Here is an 18,910-nt window from a genome sequence, read left to right on the forward strand (position 1 = left end):
GCGATTAGCTCAGTTGGGAGAGCACCTCCCTTACAAGGAGGGGGTCACTGGTTCGAGACCGGTATCGCCCACCACTTAATTTTAGTGTTTAAATAAATCCGAATACCTTTTCAGGTGCATCGGGCGATTAGCTCAGTTGGGAGAGTACCTCCCTTACAAGGAGGGGGTCACTGGTTCGAGACCGGTATCGCCCACCACTTTCTTACAATCCTTATTTAAATCATTCAAAGTCACATTAATTCTGTTTTATTTTATAAATAAAAACGGCCACAAAATTTTTCATTTTATGACCGCACCTCTATCTAATTTTGGGATTAAACTGGCTCTAAACCTAACACTTTACGTCCATTGATGCTCGCAATATCAACCATTGCATCAAGATGTGGAAAACGACAACCTGCAGCAAGTAAGCTGAGTTCTTGCCATAAATCCCCTTCACAAAGTGGCACCATATAATCACAGATATTATCTGTACCTAACGCGACTGTAATTCCTTCCGGAATCATTTCATCTGCCGGTGTCAAGGCATTATGGAAAGGCATTAAATCTTCTTTTCGATTACTATCAATCCAGGCCATTGGGCAAGCAATCATCATCATTTTTGCCTGTCGCATTTTCTCATAAAGTTTATAGCGATATTCTTTGCTGTGGGCACCAATGGAAATACCATGGATCGCCACGACTCGACCTTCCATACCATGTTCGATGGTCTTATCGCAAAGCTGTTCGGTTTCTTTTTCTTTCGGAGAGTTAAATTGATCCACATGCACATGACACATAATGCCGCGAGATTTAGCTGCATCAAGCAGAATATCCATTGCTTCAAGGCCGCGACCATAATCAAGCTCATCGCGATAAGGTAAACCACCAATCATATCCACCATATCAGAGCCAATATCAAACCATTTGCGAGCTTCAGGCTCAATGACCCCTTTTAAGGTTTGATTCGCAAATTTCAAAATAATGTCATGCTTATAAACTTCGCGAGCTTTGTGTGCAGCAATGATGGCTCGGTCTTCACAAATCGGGTCGATATCCACAAAAGTACCAAATGCCGTCACCCCTTGGGAAATCATCAGCTCAATCGATTGACAGAAACGGGCGTAATAATCATCAACACTGGATGTACGTTTGACTTCATCCACTAAATCCCATTTTTGTTGAAGATTACTATTGTGATAAATACCGATTTTTTCGGGTGTCATTGTAAAAGCACGATCTGCGTGAGCGTGGGCATTGACCCAGCCACCTTTTTTAATAATTTCGTCTCGAATAAACGTTTTAAAGCTACGAACGTGATTTCTCATAATAACTCCGCCAAAAAAGAAAGGAAAAGAGAGACGAGAAGTGTATTAATTGAAAAGCAAACCCAATAAGGATCTGATCTATTGTGAATTGTTTACAATGTTATGAAAAATTCGCAGATTTTAATTAATAACATCTTTTCAGTCTTTCAACTGGGTGCAAAGTATAAAATTTTAAACACAAAAAAGCTACCTATTTATTGACAAAAGAACGCTCTTGTTTGAAAACCTCTAAGAATAAGCCGAGCGGTGGGCGGCTAGAAGATTGCTCAGTATAAGTGCGGTCAAATTTCTTATAGTTTCCTTTGCGATCAATATGATACTGTGTGCCATCTGGCTGAATAATGACATTCCAGCGGAAATTCGATGCTAACACCCAAGCATCGCTATTAAGCTCAAATAAATTGCGACCTTGTGCATAATCCGAAACTGGATTTTTCACTTTAAAGATCGATGACATCAATGCTGGTAATAAATCCGTATGGCTTGTTAATTTTGTCACTTCTTGTACCGGTAAATCTTTCCAGTAAACAATAAACGGCACTTGGATTTCATCACGACTAAAATAATTTTCTTGCGCTTTTTCATCCAGCTTATTAAAGGTTGTACCATGTTCTGCTGTAATAATAACAATCGTATTCTCTAAAGAAACTGATGCTAAGGTTTCATCAATCTGTTGGTCTATATCTGCAAGCGATTTGGTGTAATTTTCTTCCGTTTTATCCGTAATATCTAAATCCACATAAGCAAACCAAGGCTTATCATTTTTTAAGAGTGATAAAACACCATTTCTCGCTTCTTTTGACGAAGAGGCTTTCACTTTAGGCAATTTCACATTACGGAATAAGGCTTGTTTAAATAAGCTATCTTTAAATGCCGTAGACGAATAAGCAACAAATTGATATTTCTCATCTTGTAGCTTTGTAATTAATACCGACGGTGTGTGATTACTCAAAATACTGTCCGTATAATTTGCATTAAGTCCATAGAATAAGCCCACTAAGCCGGCATTGTTCGTATTACCACTACTGTAATGATTCGTAAATTGAGTAGAACTTGTGGCAAACTCAAACAATTTAGGCATTTTCTCACTAGTTAGCGCATCATAACGTAAGCCTGAAACGGTAATCACGAGAATATTTGGTTTGTTCTCAACTTGCTCAAACCGAAGGTCTTTTTTCGGATAATCAAGTTTTAATGCGTCTAAACGCCCTTCTTGCTCTAAGCGCTGAGAATATGCTTCCGCATTAATAAATCCTTGTTTTTCCAAAAAGGTTCGAGCAGTCATGGGATAAGAAAGTGGGAAATTTGAGCGTTGCATGGTAATCGGACGATATAAAAATGCATCCGCCCAAGCGTAAATTAAATGTGTTGCAACAAAAGTAGATGTCAGCACGAATCCGACTTTCTTCAGCCATTTTTGACGTTCTAAACTACGTAATTTTTCCCAACTCCAGCGGGAGAAAAGCATTTGAATCAGTAAAATAATCGGCATTGGCGTAAAGAAAATTTGCCAATCTCGTGAAAGCTCACCCTTTTCAGGGTTAACTAATAAATTCCAAACGATAGAAGAAAGATGGATATTGAAGCGATTAAATACTTCCGTATCAAACAGTAATAAAGTGGTGCAAATTGTCGTGATAATCACCGTTAATCCACGGAAAGTGCGGTGATTTTTGATGATGAAACTCAGCGGAAAAATAACCAGCAAATACAAGGCAAAAACACAAAAGCTGAAATGTCCTAATAAGCTGATAAAGAAATAAATCTTACCGAATAAGGTGTCAGGCCAGTCAATGAGAAAGGCGTAACGACTGCCAATAAGAATGGCGATGATAATGTTAAAAAAAGCAAACCAATGTCCCCACGAAATTTTTCGTGAGGTTTCTTCACGGTATTCACGTCCGTTAAATTTGCTCTTTTTAAACCACCACATTTTATTTTGTTTTCACCGAATTCATCAGAGAGTTGGCAAAGGCTTGAGCGAGCGCTTCACGCTGTGCGGCTGGTACGCTAGTGGTCAATAAATTACTGGCCATATTGCCTAAAGCAATAAGAGAAAGATCAACGGGTGCTTTGTGAGTTTCAAGTACGCTAATCATGTCGTTAATGATGGCATTAACTTGCCCATCGGAATACTTTGAATGTTGAGCCATTTGGAATGTTTTAAACCTGTTCTAAATACAAAAAAACTTCTCATATCATACCCGATAATTTACTCAATCTGAATAATTTCTTTTTTCTTGCTTAAAAAGTGCGGTTATAATTTAAGGTAAATTTTACAAAGGAAAAAATTATGAGCATTACGGTTAATCAAATCGTGCTACATCAATTAGTTAAGCACGCTGAAAATGAAACCACTACCATGGAAAGCGTGTTGCGTGATGAACTTCTCACCATTACGCCAGAAGTCGAACAAATGATGTTGCAATTACATCAAGGCTATCAAAATAAAGGTAAAGCATTTGGTGTCTTCCAAGAGAACTCTATTTTTGCACAAGATCTGAATCGTTTATTAGAAAATGAAATCAACTTTTTAAATTTCAGCCAACAATCCACAAAATTATTAGCGCAAGAATTAGGTAAATATAATTTTGCAGACAGTGGTACGCTTATCCTGTGTCAATATAATTTTTTAGCGACGGATTACCTATTCATTGCTTTGTTGGATAGCCGTATCAGTATGTTAGTTGACGAAAATCTTGAAATTCGCCGTACAGAATACTTAGATATCACACAATTTGATATTGCGGCACGTATCAACTTAACGGATTTGCAAGTGAACGCAAACTCAAACCGCTACCTTACCTTCATTAAAGGTCGTGTTGGCCGTAAAATCAGTGACTTCTTTATGGATTTCTTGGGGGCTGAAGAAGGATTAAATCCACAAGTTCAAAACCAATGCTTATTACAAGCGGTAAGTGACTACTGTGAACAAGGTGAACTAAATAAAGAACAAACCCAAGCAGTCAAAAAACAGGTATTTGAGTACTGCAAAGGTCAATTAGCTAGCGGCGGCGAGATCGCATTAACTGAACTTTCAGCTAATTTGCCGACTCTAAACGAGCGCCCTTTTGTCACCTTTACAGAAGAGCAAGATTACGGCTTGGAAGAAACGATTCCACCAGTACGTTCAGCCTTAAAAACATTAACGAAATTTTCAGGTTCCGGTAAAGGGGTGACATTAAGTTTTGATGTGGATTTATTGAATAACCGTATTGAATGGGATCCACTTACAGATACTTTAACAATCAAAGGGATACCACCAAATTTGAAAGATCAACTTCAAAAAGCATTAAAGTGCGATAATTAATTTGGCAAGATCATAAAGTTTCGGTATCATTCGACATAACTTTGCAGTAAAAGGTAAAAATATGCAATTAAAAACATTTTTAGGTGCAGTTGTTTTAGCATTAAGCTTAACTTCTTGTTCAACTGTACAAAAAGTCGTTTATCGTATTGATGTACCACAAGGTAACTATTTAGAGGCTGCCACGGTGGCACAAGTAAAACCAGGCATGACAGCCCAACAAGTTCAATATTTACTTGGTACACCGGTTTTAATTGATCCTTATAGTAACTTAACTTGGTATTACGTGTTCTTACAACAACACTCTTACCAAAAACCGGAACAACACACCTTCACGGTAAAATTTGATAAAAATGGCTTAGTCAGCAGTGCTGAATTAGATAAACCGCTACCTAAAGTAGCAAAACAAGATGAAAATAATACAATCATCCGTGCGCCTGATAACCCAGACAAAAAAAGCTGGTGGAAATTTTGGTAATCATTAAAGAATAATACCTGCTTGTTAAACCAAGCAGGTTTGTTATATTAAAAGGGAATAAAAATGTCAAAAATTCTATTAGTTGATGATGTTGAACTTACAGATTTACTTGCTAAGATTTTACAACTTACAGGCTTTGAAGTCGACGTCGCCAATAATGGTGAAGAGGCATTAGAAAAACTGAATGAAAGCCACCAGTTAGTTTTACTAGACGTTATGATACCTGTATTAAATGGTATTGAAACACTCAAAAAAATTCGTCAAATATCAAATATTCCTGTGATGATGCTTACTGCACGAGGTCAAGAAATCGACCGTGTAATTGGCCTAGAACTGGGTGCAGATGATTATTTACCAAAACCCTTTAATGACCGAGAGTTGGTTGCTCGTATCAAAGCGATTTTGAGACGTACGAGTCAATCCGAAGACGTACAAAATACGCCTTCATCATCAGAAGAAAATACATTGGAATTCGAAGGTCTATTACTTCATTCAGGGCTTCAACAAGCCTCTTATGAAGGTCAAGATCTCGGTCTAACCGGTTCTGAGTTTGCTCTACTTTATAAACTCGTACTTCGACCAGGAGAAATTATCTCTCGGGAAGAGTTAAGTCTAAACGCGCTAGGCAAAAATCTCTCACCTTTTGATCGCTCCATTGATATGCATATGTCAAACTTACGTAAAAAACTTCCTGAAAGAAAAAATGGTTTGCCATGGCTGAAAACATTACGTGGGCATGGTTACCTATTGGTATGTGAATAATGCGTGTCAAAAAATTTAGCTTAAATCAGCTCACTATACGCACATTTATTGTCTTTTGGTTAGCATTCTTTACGATGGCTGCGCTCTTAGTGGCACTACCTCATTATGATAGCCGCCTATATTCAGACTTAAATCAAAATGACATATCGAACTATCAGAAGAAGCTTTTTGAATCCATTCGAAATAATAAAATTAGCAGCATTCTTGCGGGTGTTCCAGTCCTTCCCGTAGATAAGTTTGATTCTTATCGTCCTGTCATCATGACACCTGAACAAGAAATTTTAGGAGCTTTAGACAAAGAAAAAAGGTTCATCACTCGCTTTGCCCAAGAGGCAAATGATTTTTCTACCCCTCAGCGTCGAGTATTCAACGATATCGAAATCGCAGGTCCATTTAAATTCTATATTGGAGATTCAGAAACGACATCAAAATTATTCTTTGTGTCTAGAACAAACGATCAACAAGAAATTTTACGTTATATCCTTGATCAGCCTTGGATTTTATTGATTTTAATGTTAATCATTACAACACCTTTGCTGTGTTGGTTTACTCGCACTATTGTAAAACCTATCACTCATTTGCAAAAAGCCGCTAATAGCATAGCCTCAGGAAACTTCAAAGTTAATAAGGAATTAGCTAATTATGGTCCATCGGAATTACGAGACGTTGGTCAAAGTTTTAACAATATGTCAATTGCGGTTGATAATTTAATTTCAAATCAACACAACCTACTTTCGTCCATCTCGCATGAATTAAAAACACCACTAACCCGTTTACAACTCGCTACAGCGCTCATTCGCCACCAAATTGGTGATACAGAGCCTGTAAAACGTATTGAAAAAGAGATACAACAAATGGATAAAATGATCAGCGAATTGCTACTCGTTTCCCATCAAAAAATGGATTCGCAAATGAAGCACCATTTATTTTCTATTGTTCAGCTTTGGGATGAGGTCATAGAGGATGCATTATTTGAAGCACAGCAACGCCGGATTACTTGTGATGTTAATATCGCTATTTTGCATCCTGAGGAATATGTGATTTCTGGCAATCTAAGTTTACTAGCCAGTGCGGTTGAAAACATTATTCGTAACGCATTAAAATATACTAAGAACCGTATATGCCTCACTATCAATTTATATAGAAATGAAAATGATGATGACTTTCTACAAATTAGAGTGGATGATAATGGTCTAGGTTTACCTCCAGAAGAATTTCATAACATCTTTAAACCATTTTACAGAGTAGATGAAGCAAGAACTCGAGAAACTGGCGGAACAGGATTGGGCTTAACCATCGTATATAATGTCGTGAGTGAACATCAAGGAAAAGTCTGGGCTGAACAGAGTAATTTAGGTGGACTTGCCGTCACTATTCAACTTCCATTATGGAAACAAAGTTAGTCCAAACAAAAGGCGATATTTTCATATCGCCTTTTTCTTATTTAATTTTCACTCGTTTTAATCGCAACGCATTGGACAGCACAGAAAGCGAACTCATCGCCATTGCTGCGCCCGCTAATATAGGACTTAGATAGCCCAATGCGGCAAGTGGAATACCTAGCACATTGTAAATGAGAGCAAAGAATAAGTTTTGTTTAATATTCTTTAATGTCGCGCGAGAAATCATTAAGCCATCGACTAATTGATCCACCGAATGCTGCATGAGTGTCGCCGATGCGGTTTGCTCTGCAACATCAGAACCCGATTTCATCGCAAAACTGACATTAGCCATCGCTAAGGCTGGTGCATCATTCACACCATCACCAACCATTGCTACTACTTTGCCTTGCTGACGTAATGCCTTAATATAGGTTGCTTTATCACGAGGACTACAATTACCCTTCGCCGTTTTTATACCGATTTGTTGAGCAACATAATCCACGACAGATTGCTGATCACCACTCATCATCACCACATCAATATTATGTTGATGTAAACGCTGAATCGCCTGCAAGCTATCCTCTTTTAGACTATCTGCTAATGCAAAAGCACCAATTGGACTGTTATCTACAGATACTGCAACAATACTCGCAATTTGCCAAATTTGAGGCATATTATCTGGTAAGGTTAATTCACAATAAGTCGGTTTACCTACTTTAACCAAACCTATTCCATCAATGTGGGCAGAGATACCCATCCCTACTTCTGAATGAACTGAAAGTGCGGTCGGAATTTCAAGTGATTTTTCCTGTGCAGCTAAAACTATCGCTCTAGCTAAAGGATGATTGGCATTTTGCTCAACGGAAGCCGCTATACGATATAAATCTTCCTCAGAATAGACCGCACTTTGTGGTTGCCAAACTGCAGCGATTTTAAGCTCCCCTTGGGTTAGCGTTCCTGTTTTGTCTAATACCACCGTATCCACATGGGCCGCCCCTTCCATGGATGCGGCATCTTTAAACCAAATGCCTGCATTCACCGCTTTGCCCATTCCCACCATTATTGCAGCAGGTGTGGCGAGCCCTAATGCACAAGGACAAGCAATGACTAACACGGCAACAGAATGAATTAAAGCGGTTACCCAATCTCCTTTTATCCACCAAGTTAATCCAAATGTTAGTGCCGAAATCAATAACACGGCAGGTACAAATACAGCAGCGACTTTATCAGCAAAACGAGCAATCGGTGCTTTTGTACCTTGCGCCTCTGAGAGCGCTTTCATCATATCGCCCAATAGGGTTTGCTGACCAAGTTGATTAGCTCGATAAATAAGACTACCTTGTGTCACCATTGCGCCTGCAAGCACAGGGCTTTGAGATATTTTTTCTAATGGTTGAGATTCACCGGTTAAATGACTTTCATCACACCACCCTGTCCCTTGTTCAACGATACCATCCGCGGCAATACGTTCACCTTGATTAGCTCGTAAAATATCACCTATTTTCACTTGATCGAGAGAAATCGTCTGCCAACGATTTTCACGTTGAACACTCACTTGTTTTGGAGTGAGTTGTAATAATAGCCCTAAACTATTTAAGCTTTGTTTCTTCGTTCTTTCCTCAAGAAATTTCCCTAGGCTGACAAAACCAATTACCATCACCGATACTTCAAAATAGACATGAGATGCGCCATCATGCTCCATTGACTGATAATAAAACAGCATAAAGACCGAATAGAGATAAATCACCAACGTACCAGTACTCACGAGTACATCCATATTGGCCAAACCACCTCGAATACTACCAATCGCACCTTTATAAAAAGGAATGGCTAACCCAAGTTGCACAATGCTCGCAAGAACAAATTGCCACATTGGTGGTATCATCCAAGAATGATGATTAAACATCATCCCACTCATTCCGATTAAAAAAGGAATGTTAATGAACAAAAGCAACCATAAACGCGGACTAATCTTCGTTTCATTAGGTGCGCTAGGCAGCTCATTTTGCTTTAGAATGCCGTTATATCCCGCTTTTTGAATAATTGTCAAAATATCTTGTTCTGAAGCCTGAGATGAATCAAATACGACATGCGCTTCCTCTGCCGCAAAATTCACGCCCGCGTCAGAGACAAAATCATTTCGATTCAATACTTTCTCAATCCGATTAGCACAGGATTGACAGGTCATCCCCTCGATTTGAATGACTATTTTTTTATTCTGTTGCATCAAAACCTGCCTCTTCAATTGTTTCAATTAATTGTGGAATGCTGACCGCACTTTCATCAAAGGTAATCACCGCTTTACCGTCATCAAGTGTTACTACGGCTTTTTCTACGCCATTAAGCTCTTCCAACACTCTTGTGACGCTTTTCACACAACCACCACAAGTCATTCCTGTTACATGTAATGTAATTGATTTCATATTTACTCCTTAATTATTGATATAGATTGAAATTGAGATTACTATAAACATTAACACAAGGTTAAGGTCAAGGATTTTTTATGAACATTAGTGAAATAGCAAAATTAGTGGGTTTATCAAGTAAACAAATTCGAGATTATGAGAAGTCTGGCTTATTAAAACCTGCACAACGCAGCCTTTCTGGCTATCGTCATTATGAAGAAAAGGATTTAGAACGACTACGTTTTATTCGTCACTCTCGAGATGTAGGATTTTCACTCCAACAAATTCGCCAGCTTTTGCAATTACAAGATAATTCCAATCGTAGTAGCCGAGAAGTTAAAGCACTCACGACGCAACATATAAAAATGTTGAATGAACAAATTTATCACTTACAAAAAATGGTTGAGGAATTAGAACGATGGCATAACGCTTGTCAGGGCAATGATTGCCCTGAATGCAGTATTTTGGAAGGATTAAAAGGATAAATTAATATTCCCAGCTTTCAGGATCAATGCCTAAATCACGCATGATCTTTTTAGCATTTTCAGGAATCTCATCATGGCGTTCTTTCATTAAATCCGCATCCGTTGGTAATGGCTGACCCGTAAAAGCATGCAAGAATGCCTCACAAAGCAATTCGCTGTTTGTTGCATGACGCAAACTTTTTAACTGACGACGCGTACGCTCATTCGTCAAAATTTCCAATACTTTAATCGGAATAGAAACGGTAATTTTTTTGACTTGTTCGCTCTTTTTGCCATGTTCTGCATAAGGGCTAATATATTTGCCATCCCAGTTTGCCATAATGCACCTTAAATAACCTGATAATTTATCCGTATTTTAATGAAAAATAAGCAAAATGACAATCTAGACGGCTAAAAGTATAGAAATCTAGATAAGATAAATAAAAACCACCTTTCGGTGGTTTCAGTCAATTATAAGGTTTTTGCAAGATCTTTTAGGAAAGTTTTAAACTCTTTACCTAATTTATCATGACGAAGACCATATTCCACAAAGGCTTCCATATAGCCAATCTTGTCCCCACAATCAAAGCTTCTGCCAGTCATATGGAACGCTTCAACGGTCTCTTTCTCAATAAGCATATCGATCGCATCCGTTAATTGGATTTCATCGCCTACACCAACGGGTGTTCTTTCTAATAAATCCCAGATTTCGGCAGAAAATACATAACGGCCTACAACAGCAAGATTTGATGGCGCCTCTTCAACAGATGGTTTTTCCACAATACTATTGATTTTAATACTATCACCACCTTTCAACTCAACACCACCACAATCAGCAATACCATAGCTGCTCACTTCATTGGCAGAAACAGGTGCGACCATAATCTGACTCGCTTTTGTGTCATTAAAGCGTTTAATCATAGCAGAAAGATTCTCTTTCTTTTGATTTGCCGTGAAATCAGCTAAAAGCACATCAGGTAACACCACTGCAAATGGTTCATTTCCAACGACAGGACGACCACATAACACCGCATGACCTAAACCTTTCGCATTCCCCTGACGAACATGCATGATAGTTACATCTTTAGGACAAATCGAACGAACTTCTTCCAAAAGTTGACGTTTAACACGTTTTTCAAGCATGGTTTCCAACTCAAAAGACGTATCAAAGTGGTTTTCAATCGCATTTTTAGAAGAATGTGTGACTAACACGATTTCTTTAATTCCTGCTGCGACACACTCATTCACAACATATTGAATAAGTGGTTTATCCACAAGCGTTAACATTTCTTTTGGAATCGCTTTTGTTGCGGGTAACATTCGTGTACCTAAACCTGCTACGGGAATAATGACTTTCATTGATTTTCCTTTTCGTTTAAATATGGAATGACCACACTTCTATGAGAAAAGTGCGGTCATTATTTATTAAATTTTGATAGATTTAAGTTGGAAAAGTTCCTTCTCTACCTTTATAACTCAAATTCCGTTACTTTTAAAATCTGCAAACCAATGGGTTTAATTTTTGAAAAACGTTAATTAAATTATAAATAGAATGTAAAACATTCATAAAACTCGTCGGTCTAAGATGCCCCATCTATATGTTCATCTTTTGACTGCAGAATTCGTTGGTAAATTTCCTCTCGGTGAACGGATACTTCTTTAGGCGCTTGCACACCGAGTTTGACTTGGTTTCCACGTACACTCAAAACCGTGATAGAAATATCGTCTCCAATGAGAACACTTTCGCCAACTTTTCGAGTTAAGATTAACATCTTTTATCTCCTTAGTTTGCATTTATTAGATATCCCTATCAATCAAGTAAAGATCGGCATCCCACCGACCTGCTTGTACTACAGATTATTGCTTAACCAGTTTTGTGCGACAGTTAATGCTAGATTCACATTTTCTGGTTGGGAGCCTCCTGCCATTGCCATATCAGGGCGACCACCGCCTTTCCCACCAACTTGCTGAGCCATTAAATTCACTAGCTCACCAGCCTTCACTTTAGTAGTTAAATCGCTTGTTACGCCAACGACGAGGTTGACTTTATCATCTAAAATAGATGCAAATACAATTACGCCTGAACCAAGTTGATTTTTTAAATCATCAACCATCACACGTAACGATTTAGTTTCAATTCCGTCTAGTTGATGTACGATTACAGAAACATCATTAATTTTAACCGCACTTTTCACTAAATCGGACCCCGCTTGCATTGCGGCTTTTTCTTTTAATCCTTGTAATTCTTTTTCTGCTTTCTTCGCTTTATCTTGAAGTTGCTGAATTTTCTCCACAAGGGTATTAACGTCAGATTTAAATAAATCCGCACTTTGAGTAAGAATACGTTGTTGATTATGTAACCAATTCATTGCATTTTCACCCGTTACCGCTTCAATACGACGAATACCTGCTGCAACTGCAGTTTCCGCCAGAATTTTAAATAAACCGATATCACCGGTACGTTTAGCATGAATGCCACCACAAAGTTCAACGGAGAAATCACCTATTGTTAAAACACGTACCACATCAGCATATTTTTCACCGAATAACGCCATTGCACCTTTTGCTTTTGCCGCTTCGATATCCATCACGTCCGTTTGAACCACAAAATTCTCACGTACTTTCTGGTTTACCAACGTTTCAATTTCGTTAAGCTGTGCTTTGGTAATCGCTTCCGGATGAGCAAAGTCAAAACGTAATGCTGTATCAGATACTAATGATCCTTTTTGCACTACATGGTGACCTAAAACTTGACGCAATGCGGCATGTAATAAGTGTGTTGCAGAATGGTTAAGTGACGTTTGATGACGTCTTGCTGCATCCACAACCGCATTGACTGTTTGTCCGACTTTTAAAGTACCCTGTTCTAACTCTCCAATATGACCGAATACTTGACCATATTTTTGAGTATCTTTTACATTAAACTGAATGCCTTGAGAGGTTAAATAACCGCTGTCACCAATTTGGCCACCCGATTCCGCATAGAATGGAGTGTTTTCTAAAATCACCACGGCACTTTGACCTGCAGTAATACTGTCTACTGATTTACCATCATGGAAAAGTGCGGTCACTTTGGCTAAAGATTCTGATTCAGTATAACCTTCAAATTTCGTCTCACCTTCTACACGAATAACATTGTTGTAATCCATGCCGAATTGGCTTGCAGATTGTGCGCGTAAGCGTTGTGCTTCCATTTCACGCTCAAAACCTGCTTCATCAATTGCAATATCACGCTCACGACATACGTCTGCAGTTAAATCAAGTGGAAAGCCATAAGTATCATAAAGTTTAAAGGCAACTTCACCTGACAACACCCCATCTTTCACTTGAGCAAGCGCATCGTCTAATAAGCTTAATCCGCGCTCTAATGTACGAGCAAATTGTTCTTCTTCTAAACGAAGTAATTTTTCGACATTAGCTTGTTTTTCTTTAACTTCTTTGCCTGCTTCCGCCATGACTTCAATTAAAGTCGGCACAAGTTTGTAGAAGAAGGCTTCTTTTGCCCCTAACAAGTGGCCATGACGCACTGCACGACGAATAATACGACGCAATACATAACCACGACCCTCGTTTGATGGAATCACGCCATCTGCAATTAAATAGGCACAAGAACGAATGTGATCTGCAATTACTCGTAATGATTTATTGGTTAAATCTGTTGTTCCTACGATTTCTGCTGTTTTTGCAATTAATTTTTGGAAAATATCGATCTCATAGTTAGAGTTTACGTGCTGTAATACAGCAGAAATACGCTCTAACCCCATCCCTGTATCAACCGATGGACGTGGTAATTTTTCCATTGTGCCGTCTGCGAGGCGGTTAAATTGCATGAATACCACATTCCAAATTTCGATATAGCGGTCACCATCTTCTTCTGGAGAACCCGGAGGCCCACCCCAAATATGATCGCCGTGATCGTAGAAAATTTCAGTACATGGACCACAAGGACCGGTGTCACCCATTGCCCAGAAGTTATCAGATGCATAAGGCGCACCTTTGTTATCACCGATACGAATAATACGCTCTGCTGGCACACCGACTTCTTTATGCCAAATATCATAAGCTTCATTATCAGTTTCATACACGGTTACCCACAATTTTTCTTTTGGTAACCCGAGCCATTGTGGAGAAGTCAAATACTCCCAGGCAAAATTAATCGCATCATGTTTGAAATAGTCGCCAAAACTGAAGTTGCCGAGCATTTCAAAGAAAGTATGGTGACGCGCTGTATAACCGACGTTTTCTAAGTCATTATGCTTACCACCTGCGCGCACACAACGTTGTGCCGTTGTCGCACGTGAGTAAGGACGTTTGTCCATACCAAGGAACACGTCTTTAAATTGGTTCATCCCGGCATTGGTAAAAAGCAATGTCGGATCGTTTTCAGGCACAAGTGAACTACTTGCGACGACCTGATGCCCCTTGCTATGGAAAAAATCAAGGAATGACTGTCTAATTTCTGCTGTTGTTTTCATTGATAAAACCTTGTGTCTCTATCTCGATCACGATTTATAAAATAAGCTCACTATTCTTGCATATTTTGACCTAGAGAAAAAGGCTTTTTCACTGATCTTAAAAAGAAAACCGCACTCTACTGCATTAATTGAGAAGTGCGGTTAAAATTTACGTTATTTTAATAGGGCTAAAATAATTTTTGATCACTATTCGTCGCGAAGTGGCACAACCAACATATCAATTTTAATGGTATTCATCACTTGACGTGTTGAAGACATTAATTTACTCCAGAAATCTTGGTGATGACCCGTCACTAGTAAATCTACATCATACTGCTCAATAGCGTCCGTCAAAACTTGACCTAAATCACCGCTACCGCTCAATTTTTCTTTCACTGGATAACCAGCATGTTCTGCTAAATTAATTAGCGCTTTTTGTGTCTCGCTCGAAATTCTATCTTGCATTGATGACATATTGACATCAATCAAACCAGTATAGAGATCCGAGAAGTTTACATCTACATGGATAATGGAAAGTTGCGCATCATTGCGTTTTGCAATTCCCACGGCTTTTTTGAGTAGAAATTCACTTTCATCAGAAAGATCTACCGCAACTAAAACGTGTTTATACATAATCAACTCCTTACTGATTTAATTGACCTTTTGTTATCTAATTGCATAGTAACACTTTGGTTGTAGGAAAAACTTGCACTAGATCACAAATTTGAGAATTTTTCTCAATTTTTCATTAAATTCTCAATGTCATCGATTTCTTTTGGTGCCGCAGCTGTCAGATTTTTGTTGCCGTATTCAGTCATCAACAAGTTATCTTCAATACGCACACCAATGCCTTTATATTGAGCTGGTACATCCGCCTCTTCTGAAATATAAATACCTGGCTCAACAGTGATGATCATCCCCACTTCAAGCGTGCGGCTACGATCATCGTCATAGCGCCCAACATCGTGCACATCTAAACCAAGCCAATGGCCTAAACCATGCATATAAAATTGGCGATAAGCTTTCTCTTCAATCAGCTTATCTACATCCCCTTTCAGAATGCCTAAATCTACCAATCCTTGAGTCTTAATACGAATCACTTCGTCATTCGCCAGTTTAATTGAATTACCTGGCACTAATAGCTCGATCGCGCGTTTTTGAGCCTTTAAGACTAATTCATAAATCTCACGTTGTGGCTGGGTAAATTTACCATTTACAGGGAACGTACGTGTGATATCGCCTGCATACATAGCAAACTCACACCCTGCATCAATCAACACAAGATCGCCATCTTTTAATGGTTGATCATTTTCAGTGTAGTGCAAAATACAGGCATTATCGCCTCCCGCAATAATCGAATTGTAAGATGGGAATCTTGCACCGTGACAATTAAATTCATGTAGAATTTCGCTTTCAATTTCATATTCAAAACGATTTGGACGAGTCACTTGCATCGCTTTAATATGTCCGAATGCTGTAATTTGTCCCGCTTGTTGCATTAAGCGAATTTCGTTTGGAGATTTAATTAAGCGCATTTCACTTAACATCGGCTGCCAATCAAAAACAGCGTAAAATTTCACCGCACTTTCAGCTAATAATTTATCGCCCCAAGGATGACGATCTGCCACATGATAAAGTGCGGTCAATTTTTCCGTTAATTTTGGAAATTCTGTTTTAAAATCATCGATAGAATACGCTTCATTAACATTGAGTTTTTGTGGTGCGCGCTCAACGCCTAATCGGCGACCATTCCAGGTTTCAAGCAAAGGATCTCGCGGACGAAGAAATATAACCGTCTTTTCAGACTCTTCCGTTTTAATCAATAATAATACTGCATTGGGCTCATTAAATCCCGTTAAATACCAAAAGTAGCTATCTTGACGGAAAGGAAAATCGCAGTCGTTATTACGACGTTTTTCAATTTCGGAAAATAGCAACAAGGCAGAATTTGGCTGCATTTGTGCTAACACTTTTTGACGACGTTCTGTAAATTCTTCTTGCGGTAATGCCGCCATGTATGCGAGATCCATGTTTCGCTCCTTTTAATGTAATATCGGTTTTATTTCTTGTGCATCATCGTTGAAATAGGTGTAAAACAGCATGGCAATGGTGCGAACATATTCAATAATTTCTTCTAAGGCTTCGGCAAGCTCTTCTTCGTCATCTTCTTCATCATAACCAAGCTGACAAATATCTTGTAAATCATCTACCGCTTCGCCAATTTCGCCTTTTTCCTTATCCAATTCTGTCTGAACAAGCCCTAAGCCCAGTAAAAATTGGTTTGCCCAGTCTGAGAGGCTGTCTGCACGTGCAAACACGCTCTCATCTTCAGTTAATCCCAATTCAAAATCAAAACCTTCTACGTCCCCTAAGGTTTTACCAATCCGTTCATAGATTTCGGTAATTGGCTGAATTAATGCGGTTGGATAAGCGTGGTTATCGTTACTGAATTGATATAGAAGCGGTAACCAACTTTGGTCTTTTAGCCCACCACAAATTAAGCCGCTCAAAAAGCCATGTAATTCTGTTGCATTAATGCCAATACCGGCAGATTTGAGTTGTTGATTAAGTTCAGTTTGGGAAATTGTCATTGTTATACCTATAAAATCATCGAAAACCGTTAAAGTGTAGCACCACACAAATAAAAATGCGATCGCATTTCTATAAAGAAAAACGATCGCACTTTCTTTCGCAAAGGGGAATTACATCATTCCGCCCATGCCTCCCATACCGCCCATTCCGGCAGCACCTAAATCGGCTTTATCATCTTTTGGAAGATCAGTAACCATACATTCTGTGGTGATCATTAAGCCCGCTACAGAAGCCGCGAATTGTAACGCAGAACGAGTGACTTTAGTTGGATCTAGAATACCCATTTCGATCATATCGCCGTACTGTTCAGTACCTGCGTTATAACCAAAGTTTCCTTCGCCATTTTTAACCGCACTTGCCACAACCGATGCTTCTTCACCTGCGTTGGTGACGATTTGACGAAGTGGCGCTTCCATTGCACGTAATGCAAGTTTGATACCTACATCTTGTTCTTCATTATCACCTTTTAAGGTTGCTGCGACTTTAGTTGCAGCACGAACTAATGCAACACCACCACCCGCAACGATACCTTCTTCTACCGCTGCACGAGTTGCGTGTAATGCATCATCCACACGATCTTTTTTCTCTTTCATTTCAACTTCAGTTGCTGCACCGACTTTGATTACAGCCACACCGCCAGCAAGTTTAGCTACGCGTTCTTGAAGTTTTTCTTTGTCATAATCAGAGGTAGATTCTTCGATTTGCTGACGAATTTGAGCCACACGACCTTTAATTTGTGCCTCATCCCCCACACCATCGATAATCGTGGTATTATCTTTGTTGATGACTACACGTTTTGCTTGACCTAAATCTTCTAATGTCGCTTTTTCAAGTTCCATACCGATTTCTTCAGAAATCACGGTACCTGCTGTTAAGATCGCAATATCTTGTAACATTGCTTTACGACGATCACCAAAACCAGGTGCTTTTACCGCAGCAACTTTTACGATACCGCGCATAGTGTTAACCACTAAGGTTGCAAGCGCTTCACCTTCGATATCTTCAGCGATAATTAATAATGGTTTGCCCGCTTTCGCTACACCTTCTAATACTGGAAGTAATTCACGGATATTTGATACTTTTTTATCCACTAAAAGAATGTATGGGTTATCTAATTCAACAGTTGCTGTTTCTGGTTTGTTGATGAAATAAGGTGATAAGTAACCACGATCAAATTGCATCCCTTCCACAACGGCTAATTCATCGTCAAGACCTGTACCGTCTTCTACAGTAATCACGCCTTCTTTACCCACTTTTTCCATTGCTTGAGCAATTAATTGACCCACAATGCTGTCAGAGTTAGCCGAAATTGTCCCTACTTGCTCAATTTCTTTAGAAGTTTCACAAGGTTTAGATAAATTTTTAAGCTCAGAAACAACCGCACTTACCGCTTTATCGATACCGCGTTTTAAATCCATTGGATTCATACCTGCCGCCACAGCTTTTAAACCTTCATTTACAATAGCTTGAGCAAGTACTGTTGCAGTTGTTGTACCATCACCGGCTGCATCATTAGCTTTAGAGGCAACCTCTTTCACCATTTGTGCACCCATGTTTTCAAATTTATCTTCTAATTCAATTTCACGTGCGACAGATACACCATCTTTGGTGATGGTTGGTGCACCAAATGATTTATCTAAAATGACATTACGACCTTTAGGGCCAAGGGTCACTTTTACTGCATCGGCTAATACATTCACGCCTTTAAGCATTTTTACGCGTGCATCGTTACCAAATTTTACATCTTTTGCTGCCATTT

Annotated in this window: 18 protein-coding genes and 1 tRNA gene; 6 read left to right on the forward strand and 13 right to left on the reverse strand. The window is 39.0% G+C overall.

What is annotated here, in order from left to right; translation table 11 throughout:
* Positions 1 to 121: 121 nt before the first annotated feature.
* A tRNA-Val gene (locus ACXVWB_RS04720) sits at positions 122 to 197 on the forward strand.
* Positions 198 to 314: 117 nt separating this feature from the next.
* Here ACXVWB_RS04720 and ACXVWB_RS04725 read toward each other — a convergent pair.
* From ACXVWB_RS04725 to ACXVWB_RS04735, 3 genes are all read right to left on the reverse strand, one after another.
* Complete coding sequence (locus ACXVWB_RS04725) at positions 315 to 1,307, reverse strand: amidohydrolase family protein (RefSeq protein ID WP_049374946.1); 993 nt, start codon at positions 1,305 to 1,307, stop codon at positions 315 to 317.
* A gap of 190 nt (positions 1,308 to 1,497) precedes the next feature.
* Positions 1,498 to 3,240, reverse strand: coding sequence for a DUF3413 domain-containing protein (locus ACXVWB_RS04730; RefSeq protein ID WP_458485222.1), 1,743 nt, complete (start codon positions 3,238 to 3,240; stop codon positions 1,498 to 1,500).
* A 1-nt stretch (position 3,241) separates the two neighbouring features.
* Positions 3,242 to 3,460 (reverse strand): YejL family protein, encoded by a 219-nt coding sequence (locus tag ACXVWB_RS04735; RefSeq protein ID WP_014064863.1) that lies wholly within the window; start codon positions 3,458 to 3,460, stop codon positions 3,242 to 3,244.
* Between the two features lie 140 nt (positions 3,461 to 3,600).
* Here ACXVWB_RS04735 and yejK point away from each other — a divergent pair, with 140 nt between their 5' ends.
* The 4 genes from yejK to cpxA all read left to right on the forward strand — a co-directional run bounded on the left by yejK (position 3,601) and on the right by cpxA (position 7,257).
* The gene (gene yejK, locus ACXVWB_RS04740; protein WP_289901517.1) at positions 3,601 to 4,617 is read left to right on the forward strand and encodes a nucleoid-associated protein YejK; all 1,017 of its coding nucleotides are present in this window, start codon (positions 3,601 to 3,603) and stop codon (positions 4,615 to 4,617) included.
* A 61-nt stretch (positions 4,618 to 4,678) separates the two neighbouring features.
* Positions 4,679 to 5,092 carry an outer membrane protein assembly factor BamE gene (gene bamE / locus ACXVWB_RS04745; RefSeq protein ID WP_289901518.1) on the forward strand — a complete coding sequence of 138 codons (414 nt, stop codon included), beginning with the start codon at positions 4,679 to 4,681 and terminating at the stop codon, positions 5,090 to 5,092.
* Between the two features lie 63 nt (positions 5,093 to 5,155).
* Positions 5,156 to 5,854, forward strand: coding sequence for a response regulator (locus ACXVWB_RS04750; protein ID WP_458485223.1), 699 nt, complete (start codon positions 5,156 to 5,158; stop codon positions 5,852 to 5,854).
* Positions 5,854 to 7,257 carry an envelope stress sensor histidine kinase CpxA gene (cpxA, locus tag ACXVWB_RS04755; RefSeq protein WP_289901520.1) on the forward strand — a complete coding sequence of 468 codons (1,404 nt, stop codon included), beginning with the start codon at positions 5,854 to 5,856 and terminating at the stop codon, positions 7,255 to 7,257. Before ACXVWB_RS04750 ends, cpxA begins: the two co-directional genes overlap by 1 nt.
* Before the next feature lie 37 nt (positions 7,258 to 7,294).
* Here cpxA and ACXVWB_RS04760 read toward each other — a convergent pair whose 3' ends face one another.
* Together ACXVWB_RS04760 and ACXVWB_RS04765 are read right to left on the reverse strand one after the other, a co-directional pair.
* The gene (locus ACXVWB_RS04760) at positions 7,295 to 9,463 is read right to left on the reverse strand and encodes a heavy metal translocating P-type ATPase (protein ID WP_289901521.1); all 2,169 of its coding nucleotides are present in this window, start codon (positions 9,461 to 9,463) and stop codon (positions 7,295 to 7,297) included.
* A complete protein-coding gene (locus ACXVWB_RS04765) occupies positions 9,450 to 9,659 on the reverse strand; it encodes a heavy-metal-associated domain-containing protein (protein ID WP_289901522.1) in 210 nt (69 codons plus the stop codon). The genes ACXVWB_RS04760 and ACXVWB_RS04765 overlap by 14 nt, the downstream gene beginning before the upstream one ends.
* 80 nt (positions 9,660 to 9,739) lie before the next feature.
* Here ACXVWB_RS04765 and cueR point away from each other — a divergent pair, with 80 nt between their 5' ends.
* Positions 9,740 to 10,126, forward strand: a complete 387-nt coding sequence (gene cueR / locus ACXVWB_RS04770; RefSeq protein WP_289901523.1) for a Cu(I)-responsive transcriptional regulator — start codon at positions 9,740 to 9,742, stop codon at positions 10,124 to 10,126.
* Position 10,127: 1 nt separating this feature from the next.
* On the opposite strand, the gene metJ is transcribed toward cueR, so the two are convergent.
* The 8 genes from metJ to groL all read right to left on the reverse strand — a co-directional run bounded on the left by metJ (position 10,128) and on the right by groL (position 18,908).
* Positions 10,128 to 10,445 carry a met regulon transcriptional regulator MetJ gene (metJ, locus tag ACXVWB_RS04775; protein WP_049356368.1) on the reverse strand — a complete coding sequence of 106 codons (318 nt, stop codon included), beginning with the start codon at positions 10,443 to 10,445 and terminating at the stop codon, positions 10,128 to 10,130.
* A 131-nt stretch (positions 10,446 to 10,576) separates the two neighbouring features.
* Positions 10,577 to 11,464 (reverse strand): UTP--glucose-1-phosphate uridylyltransferase GalU, encoded by an 888-nt coding sequence (gene galU / locus ACXVWB_RS04780; RefSeq protein WP_049356366.1) that lies wholly within the window; start codon positions 11,462 to 11,464, stop codon positions 10,577 to 10,579.
* Positions 11,465 to 11,685: 221 nt separating this feature from the next.
* Positions 11,686 to 11,877 carry a carbon storage regulator CsrA gene (csrA, locus tag ACXVWB_RS04785; protein WP_049363188.1) on the reverse strand — a complete coding sequence of 64 codons (192 nt, stop codon included), beginning with the start codon at positions 11,875 to 11,877 and terminating at the stop codon, positions 11,686 to 11,688.
* 78 nt (positions 11,878 to 11,955) lie between these two features.
* Complete coding sequence (gene alaS, locus ACXVWB_RS04790; protein ID WP_458485225.1) at positions 11,956 to 14,580, reverse strand: alanine--tRNA ligase; 2,625 nt, start codon at positions 14,578 to 14,580, stop codon at positions 11,956 to 11,958.
* A gap of 186 nt (positions 14,581 to 14,766) precedes the next feature.
* On the reverse strand, positions 14,767 to 15,192 hold the full coding sequence (gene uspA / locus ACXVWB_RS04795; protein WP_005696761.1) for a universal stress protein UspA: 426 nt from the start codon (positions 15,190 to 15,192) through the stop codon (positions 14,767 to 14,769).
* A gap of 104 nt (positions 15,193 to 15,296) precedes the next feature.
* Positions 15,297 to 16,589 (reverse strand): Xaa-Pro aminopeptidase, encoded by a 1,293-nt coding sequence (pepP, locus tag ACXVWB_RS04800; protein WP_458485226.1) that lies wholly within the window; start codon positions 16,587 to 16,589, stop codon positions 15,297 to 15,299.
* 12 nt (positions 16,590 to 16,601) lie between these two features.
* Positions 16,602 to 17,150, reverse strand: coding sequence for a YecA/YgfB family protein (locus ACXVWB_RS04805; protein ID WP_289901527.1), 549 nt, complete (start codon positions 17,148 to 17,150; stop codon positions 16,602 to 16,604).
* Positions 17,151 to 17,261: 111 nt separating this feature from the next.
* Positions 17,262 to 18,908, reverse strand: coding sequence for a chaperonin GroEL (gene groL / locus ACXVWB_RS04810; RefSeq protein ID WP_005696764.1), 1,647 nt, complete (start codon positions 18,906 to 18,908; stop codon positions 17,262 to 17,264).
* Positions 18,909 to 18,910 lie beyond the last annotated feature (2 nt).

The sequence above is a fragment of the Haemophilus sp. SZY H53 genome (genome assembly GCF_054332375.1).